Source organism: Mycobacterium sp. SMC-15 (genome assembly GCF_045310925.1).
Classification (GTDB): Bacteria; Actinomycetota; Actinomycetes; order Mycobacteriales; family Mycobacteriaceae; genus Mycobacterium.
In genome coordinates this window covers 15,386-32,879 of sequence record NZ_JBJIAJ010000011.1, presented here as the reverse complement: position 1 = coordinate 32,879, position 17,494 = coordinate 15,386, and the positions used below count along the sequence as shown (strand labels likewise).

20 protein-coding genes and 3 tRNA genes are annotated in these 17,494 nt (G+C 68.4%); 15 read left to right on the top strand and 8 right to left on the bottom strand.

Annotation, left to right across the window (positions count from 1 at the left end):
* Nucleotides 1-71 (bottom strand) — tRNA-Cys (locus tag ACJH71_RS16455).
* Nucleotides 72-101: 30 nt separating this feature from the next.
* Nucleotides 102-174, bottom strand: a tRNA-Gly gene (locus ACJH71_RS16450).
* Nucleotides 175-332: 158 nt separating this feature from the next.
* On the opposite strand from ACJH71_RS16450, the gene ACJH71_RS16445 reads away from it, so the two are divergent.
* Nucleotides 333-404 (top strand) — tRNA-Val (locus ACJH71_RS16445).
* A 69-nt stretch (nt 405-473) separates the two neighbouring features.
* Entirely contained in the window at nt 474-887 is a 414-nt protein-coding gene (locus tag ACJH71_RS16440; RefSeq protein ID WP_406759066.1) for a hypothetical protein, read from the top strand.
* An 18-nt stretch (nt 888-905) separates the two neighbouring features.
* On the opposite strand, the gene ACJH71_RS16435 is transcribed toward ACJH71_RS16440, so the two are convergent.
* From ACJH71_RS16435 to ACJH71_RS16425, 3 genes are all read right to left on the bottom strand, one after another.
* Nucleotides 906-1,775: a metal-dependent hydrolase gene (locus tag ACJH71_RS16435; protein WP_406759065.1), complete on the bottom strand. Its 870-nt coding sequence runs from the start codon at nt 1,773-1,775 to the stop codon at nt 906-908.
* Between the two features lie 88 nt (nt 1,776-1,863).
* A complete protein-coding gene (locus ACJH71_RS16430) occupies nt 1,864-2,484 on the bottom strand; it encodes a hypothetical protein (protein WP_406759064.1) in 621 nt (206 codons plus the stop codon).
* Between the two features lie 108 nt (nt 2,485-2,592).
* On the bottom strand, nt 2,593-3,249 hold the full coding sequence (locus ACJH71_RS16425; RefSeq protein WP_406759063.1) for a DedA family protein: 657 nt from the start codon (nt 3,247-3,249) through the stop codon (nt 2,593-2,595).
* A 124-nt stretch (nt 3,250-3,373) separates the two neighbouring features.
* Here ACJH71_RS16425 and ACJH71_RS16420 point away from each other — a divergent pair, with 124 nt between their 5' ends.
* The gene (locus ACJH71_RS16420) at nt 3,374-5,041 is read left to right on the top strand and encodes an acyl-CoA synthetase (protein WP_406759062.1); all 1,668 of its coding nucleotides are present in this window, start codon (nt 3,374-3,376) and stop codon (nt 5,039-5,041) included.
* Nucleotides 5,042-5,059: 18 nt separating this feature from the next.
* On the opposite strand, the gene ACJH71_RS16415 is transcribed toward ACJH71_RS16420, so the two are convergent.
* The gene (locus ACJH71_RS16415; protein ID WP_406759061.1) at nt 5,060-5,866 is read right to left on the bottom strand and encodes an enoyl-CoA hydratase/isomerase family protein; all 807 of its coding nucleotides are present in this window, start codon (nt 5,864-5,866) and stop codon (nt 5,060-5,062) included.
* A 233-nt stretch (nt 5,867-6,099) separates the two neighbouring features.
* On the opposite strand from ACJH71_RS16415, the gene fdxA reads away from it, so the two are divergent.
* The 5 genes from fdxA to ACJH71_RS16390 all read left to right on the top strand — a co-directional run bounded on the left by fdxA (nt 6,100) and on the right by ACJH71_RS16390 (nt 8,925).
* Entirely contained in the window at nt 6,100-6,444 is a 345-nt protein-coding gene (gene fdxA, locus ACJH71_RS16410) for a ferredoxin (protein WP_406759060.1), read from the top strand.
* Nucleotides 6,441-7,175 carry a helix-turn-helix transcriptional regulator gene (locus ACJH71_RS16405; protein ID WP_406759059.1) on the top strand — a complete coding sequence of 245 codons (735 nt, stop codon included), beginning with the start codon at nt 6,441-6,443 and terminating at the stop codon, nt 7,173-7,175. Before fdxA ends, ACJH71_RS16405 begins: the two co-directional genes overlap by 4 nt.
* The gene (locus ACJH71_RS16400) at nt 7,172-7,597 is read left to right on the top strand and encodes a hypothetical protein (protein ID WP_406759058.1); all 426 of its coding nucleotides are present in this window, start codon (nt 7,172-7,174) and stop codon (nt 7,595-7,597) included. Before ACJH71_RS16405 ends, ACJH71_RS16400 begins: the two co-directional genes overlap by 4 nt.
* 33 nt (nt 7,598-7,630) lie before the next feature.
* The gene (locus ACJH71_RS16395; RefSeq protein ID WP_406759057.1) at nt 7,631-7,969 is read left to right on the top strand and encodes a cupin domain-containing protein; all 339 of its coding nucleotides are present in this window, start codon (nt 7,631-7,633) and stop codon (nt 7,967-7,969) included.
* A 65-nt stretch (nt 7,970-8,034) separates the two neighbouring features.
* Nucleotides 8,035-8,925 (top strand): NAD(P)H-dependent flavin oxidoreductase, encoded by an 891-nt coding sequence (locus tag ACJH71_RS16390; protein ID WP_406759220.1) that lies wholly within the window; start codon nt 8,035-8,037, stop codon nt 8,923-8,925.
* Nucleotides 8,926-8,936: 11 nt separating this feature from the next.
* Here ACJH71_RS16390 and ACJH71_RS16385 read toward each other — a convergent pair whose 3' ends face one another.
* The gene (locus tag ACJH71_RS16385; RefSeq protein ID WP_406759056.1) at nt 8,937-9,440 is read right to left on the bottom strand and encodes a DUF1990 domain-containing protein; all 504 of its coding nucleotides are present in this window, start codon (nt 9,438-9,440) and stop codon (nt 8,937-8,939) included.
* Between the two features lie 64 nt (nt 9,441-9,504).
* On the opposite strand from ACJH71_RS16385, the gene ACJH71_RS16380 reads away from it, so the two are divergent.
* Nucleotides 9,505-10,119 (top strand): PaaI family thioesterase, encoded by a 615-nt coding sequence (locus ACJH71_RS16380; RefSeq protein WP_406759055.1) that lies wholly within the window; start codon nt 9,505-9,507, stop codon nt 10,117-10,119.
* Between the two features lie 5 nt (nt 10,120-10,124).
* Here the strand turns inward: ACJH71_RS16380 and ACJH71_RS16375 are convergent, their stop codons facing one another.
* Nucleotides 10,125-10,880, bottom strand: a complete 756-nt coding sequence (locus tag ACJH71_RS16375; RefSeq protein ID WP_406759054.1) for an SseB family protein — start codon at nt 10,878-10,880, stop codon at nt 10,125-10,127.
* Between the two features lie 131 nt (nt 10,881-11,011).
* Between ACJH71_RS16375 and thrS the strand changes: the two genes are divergently transcribed.
* The 6 genes from thrS to ACJH71_RS16345 are packed head-to-tail and all read left to right on the top strand — an operon-like array spanning nt 11,012 to nt 17,444.
* Nucleotides 11,012-13,090, top strand: a complete 2,079-nt coding sequence (gene thrS / locus ACJH71_RS16370; protein WP_406759053.1) for a threonine--tRNA ligase — start codon at nt 11,012-11,014, stop codon at nt 13,088-13,090.
* Complete coding sequence (locus tag ACJH71_RS16365) at nt 13,087-13,659, top strand: HIT family protein (protein WP_406759052.1); 573 nt, start codon at nt 13,087-13,089, stop codon at nt 13,657-13,659. The genes thrS and ACJH71_RS16365 overlap by 4 nt, the downstream gene beginning before the upstream one ends.
* Nucleotides 13,656-14,330, top strand: coding sequence for a phosphatidylinositol phosphate synthase (gene pgsA, locus ACJH71_RS16360; RefSeq protein ID WP_406759051.1), 675 nt, complete (start codon nt 13,656-13,658; stop codon nt 14,328-14,330). Before ACJH71_RS16365 ends, pgsA begins: the two co-directional genes overlap by 4 nt.
* A gap of 17 nt (nt 14,331-14,347) precedes the next feature.
* Complete coding sequence (locus tag ACJH71_RS16355; RefSeq protein WP_406759219.1) at nt 14,348-15,271, top strand: phosphatidylinositol mannoside acyltransferase; 924 nt, start codon at nt 14,348-14,350, stop codon at nt 15,269-15,271.
* Nucleotides 15,271-16,395 carry a glycosyltransferase family 4 protein gene (locus ACJH71_RS16350; RefSeq protein WP_406759050.1) on the top strand — a complete coding sequence of 375 codons (1,125 nt, stop codon included), beginning with the start codon at nt 15,271-15,273 and terminating at the stop codon, nt 16,393-16,395. Before ACJH71_RS16355 ends, ACJH71_RS16350 begins: the two co-directional genes overlap by 1 nt.
* A complete protein-coding gene (locus ACJH71_RS16345) occupies nt 16,395-17,444 on the top strand; it encodes an NUDIX domain-containing protein (protein ID WP_406759049.1) in 1,050 nt (349 codons plus the stop codon). Before ACJH71_RS16350 ends, ACJH71_RS16345 begins: the two co-directional genes overlap by 1 nt.
* The last annotated feature ends 50 nt before the right edge of the window (nt 17,445-17,494 follow it).

The following is a 17,494-nucleotide window of genomic DNA, read 5'->3' as shown; positions in this document are numbered from 1 at the left end:
AGGTGGAGACGGGAATCGAACCCGTGTGCACGGCTTTGCAGGCCGTTGCCTCACCACTCGGCCACTCCACCGCAAGGGGTTGATGCCACTTGACACCCTCGAGCGGATGACGGGATTCGAACCCGCGACCCTCACCTTGGCAAGGTGATGCGCTACCAACTGCGCTACATCCGCGTGCCTCGGGCGAGATCGTCGCCCGGTGCCTGCAGAACATTAGCGGAGACATGTGAGACAGCACAACTCTGCATGTCAGCGCGGCGATTCGTCTGAAAAGCGGCCTGCGCATTGATACTTAGCGGGTTCGGCGTGCTAGTGTTCGTCCTCGTTCATCCGGTCTCGTAGCTCAGGGGGAGAGCGTCCGCCTCACACGCGGAAGGTCGCTGGTTCGATCCCAGCCGGGACCACAAGAGAGCCACCTGCAAGCTAGGTGGCTTTTCTCGTTTTCGGGCTCACGCCCGGCGTAGGCTGCCACGATGGCCATGCCGACGAGGGTTCCCAAGTCATTGCGTGTTGGTGCCGCGGTTCTCGGTCTGTGCGCCGGGGTCGCGGTCGGCTCGCCGGTGACTGCTCAAGCGGCGTTCGCGTCGGTGTACCAGGTCAAACGGGCCCCTGCCGGATCTCCGGTGGGTACCGCGACCATGAAGGTTCTCGGGACCGCTGACGTGCCGGTCAGCATCACCTATCGGATCAACGGCGGCCCGCAGCAGACCGAGGCGAACGTGAGCCTGCCGTGGGAGAAGAGCTACCCGGTCTACGACGAGGTCGAGACTTCGGTCACCGCGGACGCCGGGGATGCGGCGATCAGTTGCACCATCACCATGGACGGCATGCTGGCTGCGTTCAAGACCGAAGCGCGCCCAACATGTGGCTTCGCCTACTACGGATGATCCGCGGCGCAGGGGTTTTCAGCGCAGGTGATCGTTGAGGGTGCCGTCGGTACCGAACAGGTGTGAACGCCAATGGTTAAGCAGCGCAACAGTATCCACATCATCGGGGTGAAATCCTGGGCGTAGGTACACAGCCGCGTCCCGTAGAAATCCTCGAAAGAAGGGACCCCGGTACAGTGCGGCGACTCCGCGCAACGTCCGGAATGGCTGCCGCCGCGCTGATGGGTCACCGGCCAACGAAAAGACAAGCCCGAGTGCGATAAACGGAATCGTGGCGGCGATCACCACCGCCATTGCCACGATGCGGACCGCCTCGGAACCGCCGACGGCGCGATAGAGGTCGAACGCCACTGATTTGTGCTCAAGTTCTTCCACCGCACGCCAATTCAGCAGATTCCAGACCTCTGGCGTGCCCGGAATTGCCTGGATCTCGGCGGTGGAGAGAATGCGCTCCGCCAGGACCGCGGTGTAATGCTCTAGCGCCGCGGTCTGGGCCAAATGCACCAGGGCGGGAGTGCGCTCTTCGGCGCGAATCCTCCAGCGGTGCACGGCTGCTGAGTCCTGCCACCGGATCGGGTAGCCCTTGGCTGCGAGCATCGCATTGAGCCGGCGGTGCTCCTGGCCATGGGTGGACTCCTGGCCGATGAACCCCGCCACCTGCTTCTTCAGCACCGGGTCGGTGACGCGATCGGCGAAGCGGCGCACCGACCGGATGAAAGACTCCTCGCCGGCGGGAAAGCCACCGGACAAGCCGGCCAGGAAGTGACTGAGCACCATGTCGCCGTCGGCGAAGTACTTGCCATAGGCGTCGTTGTCGTCGAAGCGGAAACGGATGCGCCGGGTCTTCGGACAGCTCGGGGTCGAGCGCGGTCGACGCTGGCCTCTCATGCAGCCGAGCGTATCGATCTCGCCCCGTTTTGGACACGGCGATCAGGCGCACTGGGCGAGGGGCGCCGAACGGTCTCTGCGGGCCGGGTCAGGCCATCTCGGGCACGTTCAGATGGGCGATCGCCAAATCGAATTCCGCGACTTCGAGCACCTCGGCACCGGCGTCGTTGACGGCCCTGGCCCAGATCGCCTGCTCGCTGCTGCGACTGGCCACCAAAGCCGCCCGGTCGTCGAAGCTGACCGACGACACCGCGCGTCCCGAATGCCGGTCCACCAACAGAGTGGTGCTGCAGAAGCCGCTGAGATCCTCCAGCTCCGGCATCAGCGCCAGCTTGTAGGTGTCGATCATCCGCTCGCAGCCCGCCGGGTCGGTCCGCAGCCAGGTGACACGCACACCTGCGTGTCGCCGAGACCGGTGATCGCGGCGCACCGCCGCGATCTCCCAGCGGGTGATCTCGGCGGTGGCGTGGAAGATCTCCGCGGCGCGGTCGCACATCTGCTGAGCGCCGGCCTCGCTGGCCCGCAAGGTGTCCTCATCGAGCCAGGAGGAGGTGACGATGCACCGGCCGGCGTCGCGGTCGACCAGCATGGACATGCCCGCGCAGCCGTCCATATCGGCCAGCGCCGGCATCACCACGCCGCGGACGTGGGTGATCCCCTCATCGAGGAAGGACGGATGGGCGTGAATGGTCGTTGCGCGCGCGAACATGGGGGCCTCCGAGTGATCGGTGCGACGCCCCGGCGGCGCCGCCGGTCCCTTCCACCATGCTCCGGCTTCGGTGCGGGGACAACCCTTATTCGCCCACGAATTCGCTGGCTATTCGGTAGCCGGCTCTGGATCGGGCCGATGCTGGGCCCCCGATTCCGCGATTTGGGCGCCGACGCGGCCCCGCAGCGCGAGGGCGGCGATGAGTCCGCCGAGCAGCGCGACCAGCAACGCCACCCAGGAGAACCGGGACAGCCAGTGCTCGGCCGCGACCCCCGCGTAATACACCAGGGCAGTGGTTCCGCCGGCCCAGAAGATCGCGCCGGTCACGTTGGCGACCAGAAAGTGCGGGTAGCGCATCTTCAAGGCCCCGGCCAGCGGGCCGGCCAGGATGCGCAGCAGCGCCACGAATCGGCCGAAGAACACCGCGCTGGCACCCCAACGGCCGAAGGACCGTTCGGCGAACGCAACGTGGCCGGGGCCGAAGTGATTCGGAAATCGCCGGCCCAGACGGTCGAAGAGCGGCATACCGAATCGCCGGCCGATCGAATAGCCGATCGAGTCACCGATCACCGCGCCGATCACCGCCGCCACCGCGACTCCGACCGGATCGACCGCCAATTCGTGCCGCGACGACAACAGCGCGGCTCCCACCAGCATCAGCTCGCCCGGCAACGGGACGCCCAGGCTCTCGATCCCGATAACCGTGCCGACGAGCAGATAGACCAACACGGGGGGGATCGAGTAAAGCAGGACATCTACCGACATGCGGCCAAGCATGCCTGACGTTGGGCAGGAAAGCCCGTCGCGACCGTGGACGGCCGGATATGCGTCGCCTAGTAGCGTTACCTCTGCGCATGGCCCGGCGTTGTGATCGAATCGAGGAGCGGTAGTGGAATTCAACCTCGCCCAAGTGTTCTCGGCAGTGGCGGCGGAAATCCCGGACCGGGATTGCATCGTCTTCGGCGATCGGCGATTCAGCTATCAGCAGATCGAGCACCGGTCCCGCCGGTTGGCGCGGGCACTGCACGAGCGCGGCCTGGGCGCGCGCCGCGAGCGCTCCGAGCTGGACCCCGACGAATCCGGCCAGAGCCACCTCGCGCTGTATCTGGCCAACGGCAACGAATATCTGGAAGGCATGCTCGGGGCCTACAACGCCCGCGTCGCGCCGTTCAACGTCAACTACCGCTATGTGGCCGACGAACTGGTCTACCTGCTGACCAACGCCTCCACCGAGGCGATCATGTACCACGCCCGGTATGCCCCCACGCTGGCCGACGCGTTGCTGCAGGCCGGCGACCGGCTGCCCGCGATGCCGCTGATCCACGTCGACGACGACTCGGGCAATGAGCCGCTGCCCGGCGCCGTGCGCTACGAGGAGTTGCTGGCCGCCACCTCCGCCGACCCGTTGGGCCTGGCGCTGTCCCCGGACGACCTGTACCTGCTCTACACCGGCGGCACCACCGGCATGCCCAAGGGTGTGATGTGGCGCCAGCACGACATCTTCATCAATGCGATGGGCGGCCGTGAGTTCGGCACCGGCGCCGTGCCGACCACGTTGGAGGAGATCGTCGAGCGCGTCCGGGCGGCAGCGGCCGCCGGCTCGATGACGGTGGCGCCGTTGATGCACGGGGCCGCCCAGTGGGCCGCGTTCATCACGCTGCTGGGCGGGCGGCCGTTCGTGATGTCGGCGACCACCGACCGGTTCGACCCGGTCGGGACCTGGGAATTGGCGGCCAAGGAGCGAGTCATTTCGCTGTCGATCGTCGGCGATGCCTTCGCACGTCCGCTCGCCGATGCGCTGGAAGCCGGCGGCCCCGGGCTGGCCGACGACCTGTCGGGACTGTTCGTGCTGGCCAGCGGTGGTGCACCGCTTACCGTGCCGATCAAGCAACGGATCTTGGATCTGTTGCCGCAGCTGTCGATCCTCGATGCCGGCGGCTCTTCGGAGACCGGCGCGCAGATGGGACAGACCACCAGCCGTGCTCAGGCTTCGACCGGCCGCTTCACCCCGAACCCGGGGGCCGTCGTGGTCAGCGAGGACATGAGCCGTATTCTCAAGCCCGGCGACGACGAGATCGGCTGGCTGGCCCAGCAGGGATATGTGCCGTTGGGCTACCTCGGTGACCCGGAGAAATCCGCGCGCACCTTCCCGGTCATCGAGGGGATCCGGCATTCGGTCCCCGGTGATCGGGCGCGCTGGGACACCGACGGAGGCATCGAACTGCTGGGCCGGGACTCGGTGACGATCAATTCCGGCGGCGAGAAGATCTTCGCCGAGGAGGTCGAAGCCGCCATTGCGCACCATCCCGCCGTCTACGACGTCGTGGTGGTGGGAAGGCCCAGTGAGCGGTGGGGCAACGAGGTCGTCGCCGTGGTGCAGCTGGCGCAGGGCGCCGACGCCGGGGTGGACGACATTGTCACCGAGGCCGCCAATTACATCGCGCGCTACAAACTGCCCAAGGACGTGGTGTTCTGCGCCCAGGTGCAGCGCTCGCCGTCGGGCAAGGCCGACTACCGCTGGGCCAAGGAACAGGCGCTCGCCGCGCAACGGGTCTGAGCGCAACGGCCGGCCGGTTCAGCCGAACTGCGGCTTGCGCTTCTCCCGGATGGCGGCCAGACCTTCATGCACGTCCGGACCGGAGAAGCCGAGGAACTCCAGCCCCAGTGCGGTCTCGAAGGCCGGCGCGAACTGCCGATACCAGTAGTTGAGGCTGTGCTTGGTGAAGCGGATCGCGTCCTGGGCGCCGTGCGCCAGGTCGTCGGCGATGCGGGTCGCGGTGGCCAGCACCTCGTCGTCGTCGACGCACTTGGACACCAGGCCGATACGTTCGGCCTCTTCGCCGTGCAGCGTTTCGCAGGTCAGCAGGTAGTACTTGGCCTTGGCCATCCCGACCAGCAGCGGCCAGCAGATCGCCGCGTGATCCCCGGCGGCCACGCCGAGCTTGGTGTGGCCGTCGATCAACCGGGCGGTGCGCCCGGCCACCGAGATGTCCGAGAGCAACGCCACCACCAGGCCCGCCCCGACGGCGGGACCATTGATCGCCGAGATCACCGGCTTGGAGAAGTTGACCATGTTCAGCACCAGATCGCGGGCCTCCCGCAGCACCTGCATGCGTCCGGCGTGGTCGCCGACGATCTTCTCGATCAGCTCGAAGCTGCCGCCGGCGGAGAAGGCTTTGCCCTCGCCGCGAACCAGTACCGCCCGCACGTCGTCGTCGCGGTCGATCGCCGGCCACACGTCGGCCAGGTCGCGGTGCATCTGCGGGCCCACCGAGTTCAGGCCCGGCGCATCCAGCACCAGCTGCAGCACGCCGTTTTCGCCGGGCTCGAGCCGAAGGCTGGGAAAGTCGGAGGAGGCACGGTAACGGGGGGCGTCAGTCATCATTCGTTTCTACTCGACGGCCCCGCCCCGCCGCAGCCCGACCGGAACTGTCCGTCTCGGGGAAAGCGCTCCCTGCGCGAGCCGCTGATAGTCGTGAATCCTCAACGATCGCAACCGTTCTCGCGGCGGTGTAGTCGCCGCAGCGGGGGAGGGCCGCGGCAGCGCATTGGGCTCCCGAGATTTAGGTTTGCCTTTCTAGTTTCTACAAAATCCCTTGTGTAAACTCTCTGCCCATGGCATATGTGATCGGGAAGCCGTGCGTTGACGTGATGGACCGGGCCTGCGTGGAGGAGTGCCCGGTTGACTGCATCTACGAAGGCGGACGAGCCCTTTACATCCACCCGGATGAGTGTGTGGACTGCGGAGCCTGCGAGCCGGTGTGCCCGGTCGAGGCCATCTACTACGAAGATGACCTCCCGGAGGAGCTCCAACCGCACCTGGCCGACAACGCGGAGTTCTTCACCGAGGCCCTGCCCGGGCGCGACGAGGCGCTCGGCTCACCCGGCGGCGCCGCCAAGATCGGTCCGCTGGGCATCGACACCCCGCTGGTGGCCAGTTACCCACCCCAGGGGGAGTGAGCGACATCGCCAAGCCGCCTGTACCACCTGGAGGACGTCGCCTCGACGTTCTGCGGCTGGTACAGGCCGCCGACGAACCGCTGAGCATCGCCCAGATCGCCGACGAGCTGGGGGTGCACCCCAACACGGTGCGCTTTCACCTGGACACCCTGGTTGAGGAAGGCCGCGTCGAGCACACCGAACCCGACCACAAGGGGCGGGGACGGCCTGCGCTGATGTTCCGGGCCATCCGGCAGATGGACCGTGGCGGAACGCGCCGGTTCCGGCTGCTGGCTGAGATCCTCACCATCGGTTTGGCCGCCGACTCCGACCCCAGCGGCAAAGCACTGGCCGCCGGGCGGGCGTGGGGCCATCGGCTGCGGCCGCTGCACCAACCGTCTGGGCCCGTCGACGCCGAGGAATCCACCGACCATCTGCTCGAGATGCTCGACGAGCTGGGTTTCGAGCCCGAACGCCTGGAACCCGATACCACCGGAGAAGAGCAGCTCGGGTTGCGGCACTGCCCGTTCCTGGAGCTCGCCGAAACCTCCACCCAAGTGGTCTGCCCGATCCACCTTGGGCTGATGCAGGGGGCGCTGGAGGCCTGGGATTCGCCGGTGTCCGTCGAGCGTCTCGACCCGTTCGCCAAGCCCGATCTGTGTGTGGCGCACCTGAAATCGGCGACCCTCAACGGAATCCCGGTTGACCCCTCGCCCCCGGCCGCGGTGCGTGTGGAAGGGACCACGGGGTGAGTGCCGGCGCCTCGGTGGCGATCGCTGCGACATTCGTCTGGCTCGGAATGGTGATCGCGATCTCGTTCATGGAGGCGCCGCTGAAGTTTCGGGCGCCCAACGCGACCATCCCGGTCTGTCTCGGCATCGGGCGGCTGGTCTTTCGGGCCCTCAACACCGCCGAGTTCCTGCTGGCCGCGGTTATCGCGGTCGCGTTCGTGAGCGAGCGGCCGACGGCCGGCATCGCGGTGTCCTACGCGGTCGCCGTGGCGATGCTGGCAGCTCAGGTGTTCGCGGTGCGTCCGGCGCTGGGCCGCCGCGCCGATCAGGTGCTGTCCGGGCTGGAAGCCCCCCGCTCGCGTGCGCACTACGTCTATGTCGCCCTGGAGGTCATCAAGGTCGCCGCGCTGCTGCCGTTGGGCATTCTGCTGCTGTCTCGCTGAACCGTTTCACCCACCGAGTGAGAAGGAGTACCGATGGAATCGACCTCGCTGAATGTGTTGGCCGACGAGAAGCTCGCCGAGGCCACCCAACACCACAGCGGTCGCGCCGCCCACACCATCTACGGCGGTTCGGTGCATCACCTGCGCCAGACCCTGGTCGCCTTGCAGGCCGGCCAGTCGCTGGCCGAGCATGACAGCCCGGGGGAGTCGACTCTGCAGGTGCTGCGCGGCCGGGTGCGGCTGACCGCCGGCGACGACAGCTGGGAGGGGGCGGCCGGCGATCTGGTCACGCTGCCGCGCACCCGCCATGCGCTGGAGTCGCTGGAGGACTCCGTCGTGCTGCTGACGGTCGCCAAGAGCGCCTCGCACTGAGCGTGCCACTGAGCACACCCTGGTCGCAGGGGGCGGGTCTGCGGTTGCCCATCCTCAACGCCCCGATGGGCGGGGTGGCCGGTGGCCGGTTGGCCGCCGCCGTCACCGCGGCGGGCGGGCTGGGCATGGTTGGCATGGGCAGCACCGCCACCGCGGCGTCGCTGGCCACCGAGCTGGCCGCGCTCGGGGTCGCACCGCGGTTCGGGATCGGTTTGGTGGACTGGGTGATCCGCGATCGGCCGGACCTGCTCGAGGCCGCGTTGGCTGCCCGTCCCACCTTGCTCTCGATCAGCTTCGGAACCGACCTGTCCTGGGTGCAGCGCGCCCACGCGGCCGGAATTCTGGCCGTCACCCAGGTCTATGACGCCGAGACGGCCCGCCGTGCCCAAGACGCCGGGCTGGACGTGCTGGTGGCACGCGGCGCCGAGGGCGGCGGCCACGGGGAGATCCGGCTGGCCACGCTGCCACTGCTCGACGCCGTCCTGGACGTCGTCGAGGTTCCGGTGCTGGCCGCCGGCGGAATCTCCACGCCGCGCAGCCTGGCCGCCGTGTTGGCCGCCGGTGCCGCCGGGGCGTGGCTGGGCACGGTCCTCTCGGCGTGCCCCGAAGCGCTGACCGGTGAGGCTGCCCGCCGCGCGCTGATCGAGGCCGGCGGCACCGACACGATCACCACCCGGGTCTTCGATGTCGGACAGCGGCTGGACTGGCCGGCGCGGTTCCCGTCGCGGGTGTTGCGCAACGAGTTCACCGGCCGCTGGGGCGGTCGCGAGGACGCGCTGGCCGGCGATCGGGAGGCGGGTGCGGAGCTGGCCGCCGCGATCGCCGCAGGCAACCAGCGTGTCGCGCCGGTCGATGCGGGGCAGGGCGTGGGCATGCTCACCGACAGCCGGCCGGTTGCGGTGGTCCTCGACGAAATGTGCACCGGGGCGCAGCGCCTGCTGGCGCGCTGGAGCTGACCCGCGGGGCGTCAGACCGCCCGCAGATACCGTTTGGCGATAGTGCGCTGGGCCAGCCGCCCGACCGGACCGCCGACCTTCGTCCACCAGGTGGCGGGCCGGGAGAACGCCCGAACGTGGGCGTAGACCGTCTCATCGGCCGGGTCGTAACGCACCGAGAACAGCTCCTCGCCGGACTCAGGGTGCCCCGTCAGCGTGCCGTAGGCGAAGCCGCGCCGGTCGAGCTCGTTCACGACATAGACCACCCGGCACGGCGCCCTCATAAGGCCGAGACGCACCAGTGCCACCGTGTCCACCTCGGCGACATCGCTGTCGGCGTCCACCCGCACACCCACGCCTGCGCCGCGGTGCATTCCCCAGCGCAGCACCGCGTCGCCGGCCTGCTCAAAACGCTGACGGCCCCGACCGATCGGTGCGGTCAGGTCGAGGTGGTGATATCCGGCGGGCAGTGCTCCGGCGGTGGCGCCCACTTCGGCGTAGGTGAGCGGCAACCCGCGCAGCGTGCTCAAGTCCACGGCCCAACCTTGCCATCGCGGGCGTGCCGCCGACACCGCAATTGCCGGAACGTTAAATAGGGGGGTGAATGCCCCACACGCCGGCGGCGGTTTCAATCCGCCCGAACCGACCGAGAGGGGCGGGCCGGACTACGGCCGGTTCCTAGAGACCATGCGCGCGCTGCAGGACCACGCCCGCGCCGTCGACGCTCCGGCCGAGGTGATCACTCGGGCCGCCGACGCGCTGCAGGAGGTCTGCGACCTGCTGGCCCCTTACGACACCGACGAATGGTCGTCTCCGTCGGGGCGCCGGTTGGACCTGCCGATGCGCGGCAATCTGTTGCCGGTGCCGATGAGGCTCAAGAAGCACGACGACGGCCGACTGCGCGGCTGGGCCAAGTTCCGCAGGTTCCACCTGGGCCGCAACGGTGCCGCGCACGGCGGGGCTATCGGGCTGCTGTTCGACTCGGTGCTGGGCACTGCATCTTGGATGCTGACCGGGGGGCCCTATCAGCGCACCGCCTACCTGCACCTCAACTACCGCCAGATCGTCCCGATCGACAAGGAGCTGCAGGTCGAGGCGTGGGTCAGCCGGACGGAGGGCCGCAAGATCTACGTCGAGACCCGACTGTGCGACGGCGACACCGTCCTGACGGACGGAGAGGCATTGTTCGTCGTGCTCAAACCCGGCCAACCATGACGCACTCACCCACAGAGCTCGGCCGCCGAGAACGAAGCCGACGGGCCGCAGGGATCGATGATCAGCCCGCGGTAGCCACGTTGACGAACCATCCCCAGCACTTCCGCGGTGGTCATCGACGCCGTCACGTCCGACGGTGTGAATGCCAGCACTTCGGGTCCGCTGGTGAAAGCGAACAGCGTCGCCGAACCGTCGGGGTGCCGGATCGCCCGGATCACCGGAGCATCGGGGCCCGATTCGTCGGCGCCCACCAGCAGTGGTCCGTCAGCCCGGAGCAGTCGCAGCACCTCGGCGCGCTCGGCGCGGCCGGCGGCCAGTGCGGCCACGGCCGTCTTGAGCGGTTCGTTACGCGGATTCCGTAGCGCAAAGTCGATCTCGGCGGCTGCGAGCGCACAGGTCGGCCCGGCCGGATCCAGGTAAAGCCAAGGATCGTCCTGTCGCCGGGCCAGCTCCAATGCCTCGGTGGCCGGGGTGACCAGCGACTGGACGTTTGTGCCGGGTGGATGCAGCCGGCTGATCTCCGATTGGCGGGTGAAGGCGAACAGCGCCGGGCGGCCGTCGGGCCCGGTGCCGCCGCCGATCCGCAAACGTGAGCCGGCGCGGAGCGGCCCATCGCCGGAGAACGCATCGGACCCGGTGATGTCGAAAAGCAGCTCGCCCCACATACAAGCCCGCAGCACGTCAAAGTAGCGACGTTGCCCGGGTGCGGCTGCGAACTCGGCGACGGCGCGCCGCACGGCCGCATTGTCGACGAGGCGCATAACCCCAGACGTTAGCCCGGTCGACAAGATCAGGATGGGTCGCAACGGCCAGGACCGTTGGCCGGGGACCGCCCCGATAGCATGGTCGCGACCCGTACGACAGCCCGACACCCCGCACTGGAGACCACCTCATGAGCGTGCCCGCCATCCCCGCCTCGGCAACCCTGATCCGGGTGGCTGCTGGGACGACCGCGGCCGCAGCGGTACGCGCGGCGGGCCTGCCTGACCGGGGAGCCCCGGATGCCATCGTGGTGGTGCGCGACGCGGAGGGTCGACTGCGCGACCTGAGCTGGATTCCCGAGGCCGACGCCGACGTGACCCCGGTGGCCGCAGACACCGACGACGGTCGCAGCGTTATCCGGCACTCGTGCGCCCACGTACTGGCCCAGGCGGTCCAAGACCTGTTCCCGGCCGCCAAGCTCGGCATCGGCCCGCCGATCACCGATGGCTTCTACTACGACTTCGACGTACCCGAGGCGTTCACCCCCGAGGATCTGGCCAAGCTGGAGAAGCGGATGCGCGCCATCATCAAGGACGGGCAACTGTTCTCCCGACGGGTCTACGAGTCCAAGGATGCTGCTCGCGCGGAGTTGGCCGGGGAGCCCTACAAGCTGGAGCTGGTCGACGACAAGTCGGGCGACAGCGACATCATGGAAGTCGGCGGCGACGAGCTCACCGCCTACGACAACCTGAATCCCCGTACCCGGGAACGGGTTTGGGGTGACCTGTGTCGCGGCCCGCACATCCCGACCACCCGATTCATTCCCGCGTTCAAGCTCACCCGCTCCTCGGCCGCCTACTGGCGCGGTGACCAGAAGAACGCCAGCCTGCAACGTGTCTACGGCACCGCATGGGAATCGCAGGAGGCGCTGGACAGTCACCTCGAATTGATCGAGGAGGCGCTGCGCCGCGATCACCGCAAGCTTGGCGTCGAGCTGGACCTGTTCAGCTTCCCCGACGAAATCGGTTCGGGCCTCCCGGTTTTCCACCCCAGGGGCGGCATCATCCGCCGCGAGCTGGAGGAATATTCGCGGCGCAAGCACATCGAGGCCGGCTACCAATTCGTCAACACCCCGCACATCACCAAGTCCGAACTCTACGAGACCTCCGGCCACCTGGAGTGGTACCGCGAGGGCATGTACCCGGCAATGCACATCGACGCGGAGTTCGCCGAGGACGGAACCCTGCGCAAGCCGGGCCAGGACTACTACCTCAAGCCGATGAACTGCCCGATGCACCACCTGATCTTCCGGTCGCGTGGGCGCTCCTACCGGGAACTTCCGTTGCGGCTCTTCGAGTTCGGCAGCGTCTACCGCTACGAGCGTTCCGGCGTGGTGCACGGGCTGACCCGGGTGCGCGGGATGACCCAGGACGACGCGCACATCTACTGCACCCGCGAAAGCATGCGTGACGAGCTGGCCTCGTTGCTGCGCTTCGTGCTCGACCTGCTCGCCGACTACGGGCTGGACGACTACTTCCTGGAGCTGTCCACCAAAGACCCGGAGAAGTACGTCGGTTCCGACGAGGTGTGGGAGGAGGCGACCGACACCCTGCGCGAGGTCGCCGAGGCGTCCGGATTGACCCTGGTGCCCGACCCGGGCGGTGCGGCCTTCTACGGACCGAAGATCTCGGTGCAGGTCAAGGACGCTCTGGGCCGCAGCTGGCAGATGTCGACCATTCAGCTCGACTTCAACATGCCCGACCGCTTCGAGCTGGAGTACACCGCCAGTGACGGAACCCGCCAGCGGCCGGTGCTCATCCACCGGGCGCTGTTCGGTTCGATCGAGCGCTTCTTCGGTGTGTTGACCGAGCACTACGCCGGTGCTTTTCCGGCCTGGCTGGCACCGGTCCAGGTGGTCGGCATCCCGGTTGCCGACCAGCACGTGGCCTACCTGGACGACCTCGCGGCGCAATTGCGCCGCAACGGGGTGCGGGTCGAGGTCGACGCCAGCGACGACCGGATGCCCAAGAAGATCGTCAACCACACCAACCAGAAGGTGCCGTTCATGCTGCTGGCCGGCGACCGCGATGTCGAGGCGGGCGCGGTCAGCTTCCGGTTTGCCGACCGCACCCAGATCAACGGGGTGCCGCGCGACGAGGCGGTGGCGGCCATCGCCGGTTGGATCGCCGCACGCGCCAACACCGTGCCGACCGCGGAGGCGCTCAAAGCGGGCCTCGAGGCGGGCCCCAGAACGGGCGAGGCGCAGTGAGCGACGACGCGGCCGGCCAGGAGGCGATCGTCGACACCGGCGCCGGTGAGCCCGACCGACTGGAGCGACTGTGGACGCCCTACCGGATGACCTACCTGGCCGAGGCCCCGCTGAAGCGTGCGGAATCCGGATCGGCGCGCTCCACCCAACCGTTCACCGACATCCCCACGTTGTCCGATGAGGACGGGCTGGTGGTGGCGCGCGGTGCACACGTCTACGCGGTGCTCAACCTCTACCCCTACAACCCGGGGCATCTGATGGTGGTGCCCTACCGGCGGTTCTCGGAGTTCGAAGATCTCACCGACGACGAGGGCGCCGAGCTGATGGCATTCATTCAGAAGGCGATCCGCGTCATCAAGGCCGTGTCACGCCCGCACGGATTCAACGTCGGGATGAACCTCGGCGAGTCGGCCGGCGGTTCGCTGGCCGAGCATCTGCACGTGCATGTCGTGCCGCGCTGGGGCGGTGACGCGAACTTCATCACGATCGTCGGCGGTTCCAAAGTGATCCCGCAGTTGCTGCGCGACACTCGCCGGCTGCTCGCCGACGAGTGGGCCACGCAGCAATGAGCAGACTGCCGTTCCTGTCGCGGGCGACGTTCGCCGGCATCACCACGCCGGTGGCGCGAGTCCTGTTGCGAGCCGGGCTCACCGCAGACATCGTCACGATGGTGGGCACCGCCGGTGCGGTGCTGGCGGCGCTGACACTGTTCCCGACCGGCCAGCTGTTCGCCGGAACCTTGATCGTCTGGTTCTTCGTGCACTTCGACATGGTCGACGGGGCAATGGCCCGGCAAAGCGGCGGTGGCAGCGCGTTCGGCGCCGTCCTGGACGCCACCTGCGACCGCATCAGCGACGGCGCGGTGTTCTGCGGTCTTGCCTGGTGGGCGGCGTTCGGCCTGGACAACCCCCCGCTGGTGGTGGCCACCCTGATCTGCCTGGTCACCTCGCAGGTGATCTCCTACATCAAGGCGCGTGCGGAGGCCAGCGGGCTGCGTGGTGACGGCGGCTATATCGAACGTCCTGAACGGCTGATCATCGTGCTGGTGGGCGCCGGGTTGTCCGACCTGCCGGTTTTCCCACTGCCGTGGGCGTTGCCGGTGGCGATGTGGCTGTTGGCGGTGGCCAGCCTGATCACCTGCGCCCAGCGGCTGCACACCGTCCGGACCTCGCCGGGCGCGGTGGAGCCGTTGCCGCGGGTGGCGGACGGCTCCGACGGTGAGGAAACCACGGGCCCGTGACCTTCATCCCGAGCGGTCTGCGAGTTCCCGGGCTCAGTCAGCTCGACGCCTGGGCCACCGACGCCGGATTCGCGGCGGGCTGGATGCTGGTGCGCGCGATGCCCGAATTCGTCGCCCGCAACGCGTTCGACGCCGGTGCCCTGTACGCCTCACGCGGCGGGGGACCCGAACAGCTGCGCAAGAACTTGGCCCGCGTCATCGGGGTGAGCCCGTCGCAGGTGCCGGCGGAGCTGATGCGCGCCTCGCTGGCGTCCTATGCCCGGTACTGGCGGGAGGCGTTTCGGCTGCCCACCATGGACCACGCGGCCCTGGCGGCGCAGCTGCACGAATCGGTGCGGGGGCGCGACAACGTCACTGCGGCACTGAAGGCCGGCCGCGGAGCGGTGCTGGCGTTGCCGCACAGCGGGAACTGGGATATGGCCGGGGTGTGGATGGCCCAGACCCACGGCGGATTCACCACCGTCGCCGAGCGCCTCAAACCCGAGTCGCTGTACCGCCGGTTCCTGGCGTTCCGGGAGAGCCTGGGCTTCGAGGTACTGCCGTCCTCCGGTGGTAGCCGCCCGCCCTTCGAAATACTGACCGAGCGGCTGTCCGACAACGGGCTGGTATGTCTGATGGCCGACCGCGACCTGAGCCGCAACGGGGTGACGGTCGACTTCTTCGGTGAGCCCACCCGGCTGCCGGCCGGCCCGGCCAAACTCGCGCTGGCGACCGGCGCGGCACTGTTGCCGGCGTACTGCTGGTTCGACGGCGCGGGATGGGGAGTGGACATCAGTGCCCCGCTGGACTGCAGCAGTGGGGATGTCGGCGTGATAACCCAGGCGCTGGCCGACAAGTTCGCCGAGGGGATTGCGACCTACCCGCAGGACTGGCACATGATGCAGCCGCAATGGATCGCCGACCTTCCCGAATCGCGACGGGCGCGCTTGGGGGAGACCTGATGCGGATCGGCATGGTCTGCCCCTATTCGTTCGATGTACCGGGCGGGGTGCAGGCACATGTGCTGCAGCTGGCGGAGGTGCTGCGCGCCCGCGGACATCACGTCAGCGTCCTGGCGCCCGCCTCGCCGGACGTCGCGCTGCCCGACTACGTGGTATCGGCCGGCAAAGCCGTCGCGATCCCTTACAACGGCTCGGTGGCCCGGCTGCAGTTCAGCCCGGCGGCATATCGCAAGGTCAAACGCTGGCTCATGCAGGGCGACTTTGATGTGCTGCACCTGCACGAGCCGAATGCACCCAGCCTGTCGATGCTGGCGCTGAACGTGGCCGAAGGCCCGATCGTGGCGACGTTTCACACCTCGACGACCAAATCGCTGACGCTGAGCGTGGTGCAGGGCCTGCTCCGGCCCATGCACGAGAAGATCATTGGCCGCATCGCGGTCTCGGATCTGGCCCGGCGCTGGCAGATGGAGGCCCTGGGTTCTGACGCGGTGGAGATCCCCAACGGGGTCGACGTGGCCGCATTCGCCACGGCGCAGCCCCTGCCGGGCTATCCGCGCGCAGGGCGTACGGTGCTGTTTCTCGGTCGCTACGACGAGCCTCGCAAGGGGATGGCGGTGCTACTGGGGGCACTTCCGGCGTTGGTCGAGCAGCACAAAGACGTACAGGTCTTGATCGTCGGCCGCGGCGATGAAGACGAATTGCGCCGTAGCGCAGGGAAATTGGCGAGTCACCTGCGTTTCTTGGGGCAGGTCGACGACGCCGAGAAGGCGTCGGCCCTGCGCAGTGCGGACGTCTACTGCGCGCCGAACACCGGCGGGGAGAGCTTCGGCATCGTGCTGGCCGAGGCGATGGCCGCCGGCACCGCAGTGGTCGCCAGTGAGCTGGACGCATTCCGTCGGGTGCTGAGCGACGGGGAGGCCGGCCGCCTGGTGCCGGTCGATGACCCCGCGGCGCTCGCGGCCGCCTTGATCGAGGTCCTCGACGACGAGGCGCTGCGGGCGTCGTATGTGGCGGCCGGCGCCGAAGCGGTACGCCGCTTCGACTGGCCGGTGGTGGCCGACCAGATCATCCGGGTCTACGAGACGGTTGCCGGGGTGGGCAGCAAGGTCACGGTGGGTGACTGATGGAACTGACCATCGTGGCGACAGTGCTGGTGCTGGTCGGGGTGGCGGTGCTGGCCGCCGCGGTCGCCTGGGCATACCAGACCGCGAACCGGCTCAACCGGCTGCACGTGCGCTGCGACCTGTCCTGGCAGGCGCTGGACGGGGCGCTGGGGCGCCGAGCGGTGGTGGCCCGGGCCGTCGCGATCGACGCCTACGGGGACCAGGTGGCCGGCCGGCGACTGGCTGCCCTGGCCGATGTCGCCGAGCGGGCTCCGCGCCACGAGCGTGAGGCCGCCGAGAACGCGCTGTCGGCCGAGCTAGCGATGGTCGATGCCGAGTCGCTGCCGCACGTGATGGTCGCCGAGTTGGCGGACGCCGAAGCCCGAGTGCTGTTGGCACGCCGGTTCCACAATGACGCGGTCCGTGACACGGTGGCACTGCGTGAACGTCCGTTGGTCCGAGTCCTGCATCTCGGTGGCACCGCTCCGATGCCGACGTACTTTGAGATCGTCGAGCGAGCAGGTATGGCCGCCCACGGTGGTCGCGGCGTGCTGGATCCGCGCGTTTCGGCGCGAGTGGTGCTGCTCGACGAAGCTGGATCGGTACTGCTGCTGTGCGGCCACGATCCGGCTCTGCCCGATGATGCGGCCAACCCGGCGCCGCGCTGGTGGTTCACCGTCGGAGGGCAGGTGCTGCCCGACGAGCCGCTCGCCGAAGCGGCGGCGCGCGAACTGGCCGAGGAGACCGGTTTGCAGGTCGCCCCGGGCGAGCTGGTCGGCCCGATCTGGCGCCGCGACGCCGTGTTCCATTTCAACGGTGAGCGTCTCAACAGCCAGGAGTTCTTCTTCGCCTACCGCACTGCGCGCTTCGAGCCGTCGGGGGCCGGCCGGACTGGGCTGGAGCGTCGTTATCTGCACGGCCATCGTTGGTGTGACACCGCAGAGATCACGGCGCTGGCTGCCGGCGGTGAAAAGGTCTACCCACTGCAATTGGGTGATCGTCTCGCCGAGGCCGCCCGGTCGGCCGACGGTGGCACCGGAGAAGATGGGATTCTTCGCCGGATTTCCTGACCTGCGCGGCTTAGGCTGAACACGCCTCGGGCGAATCATCCTCGCTACCC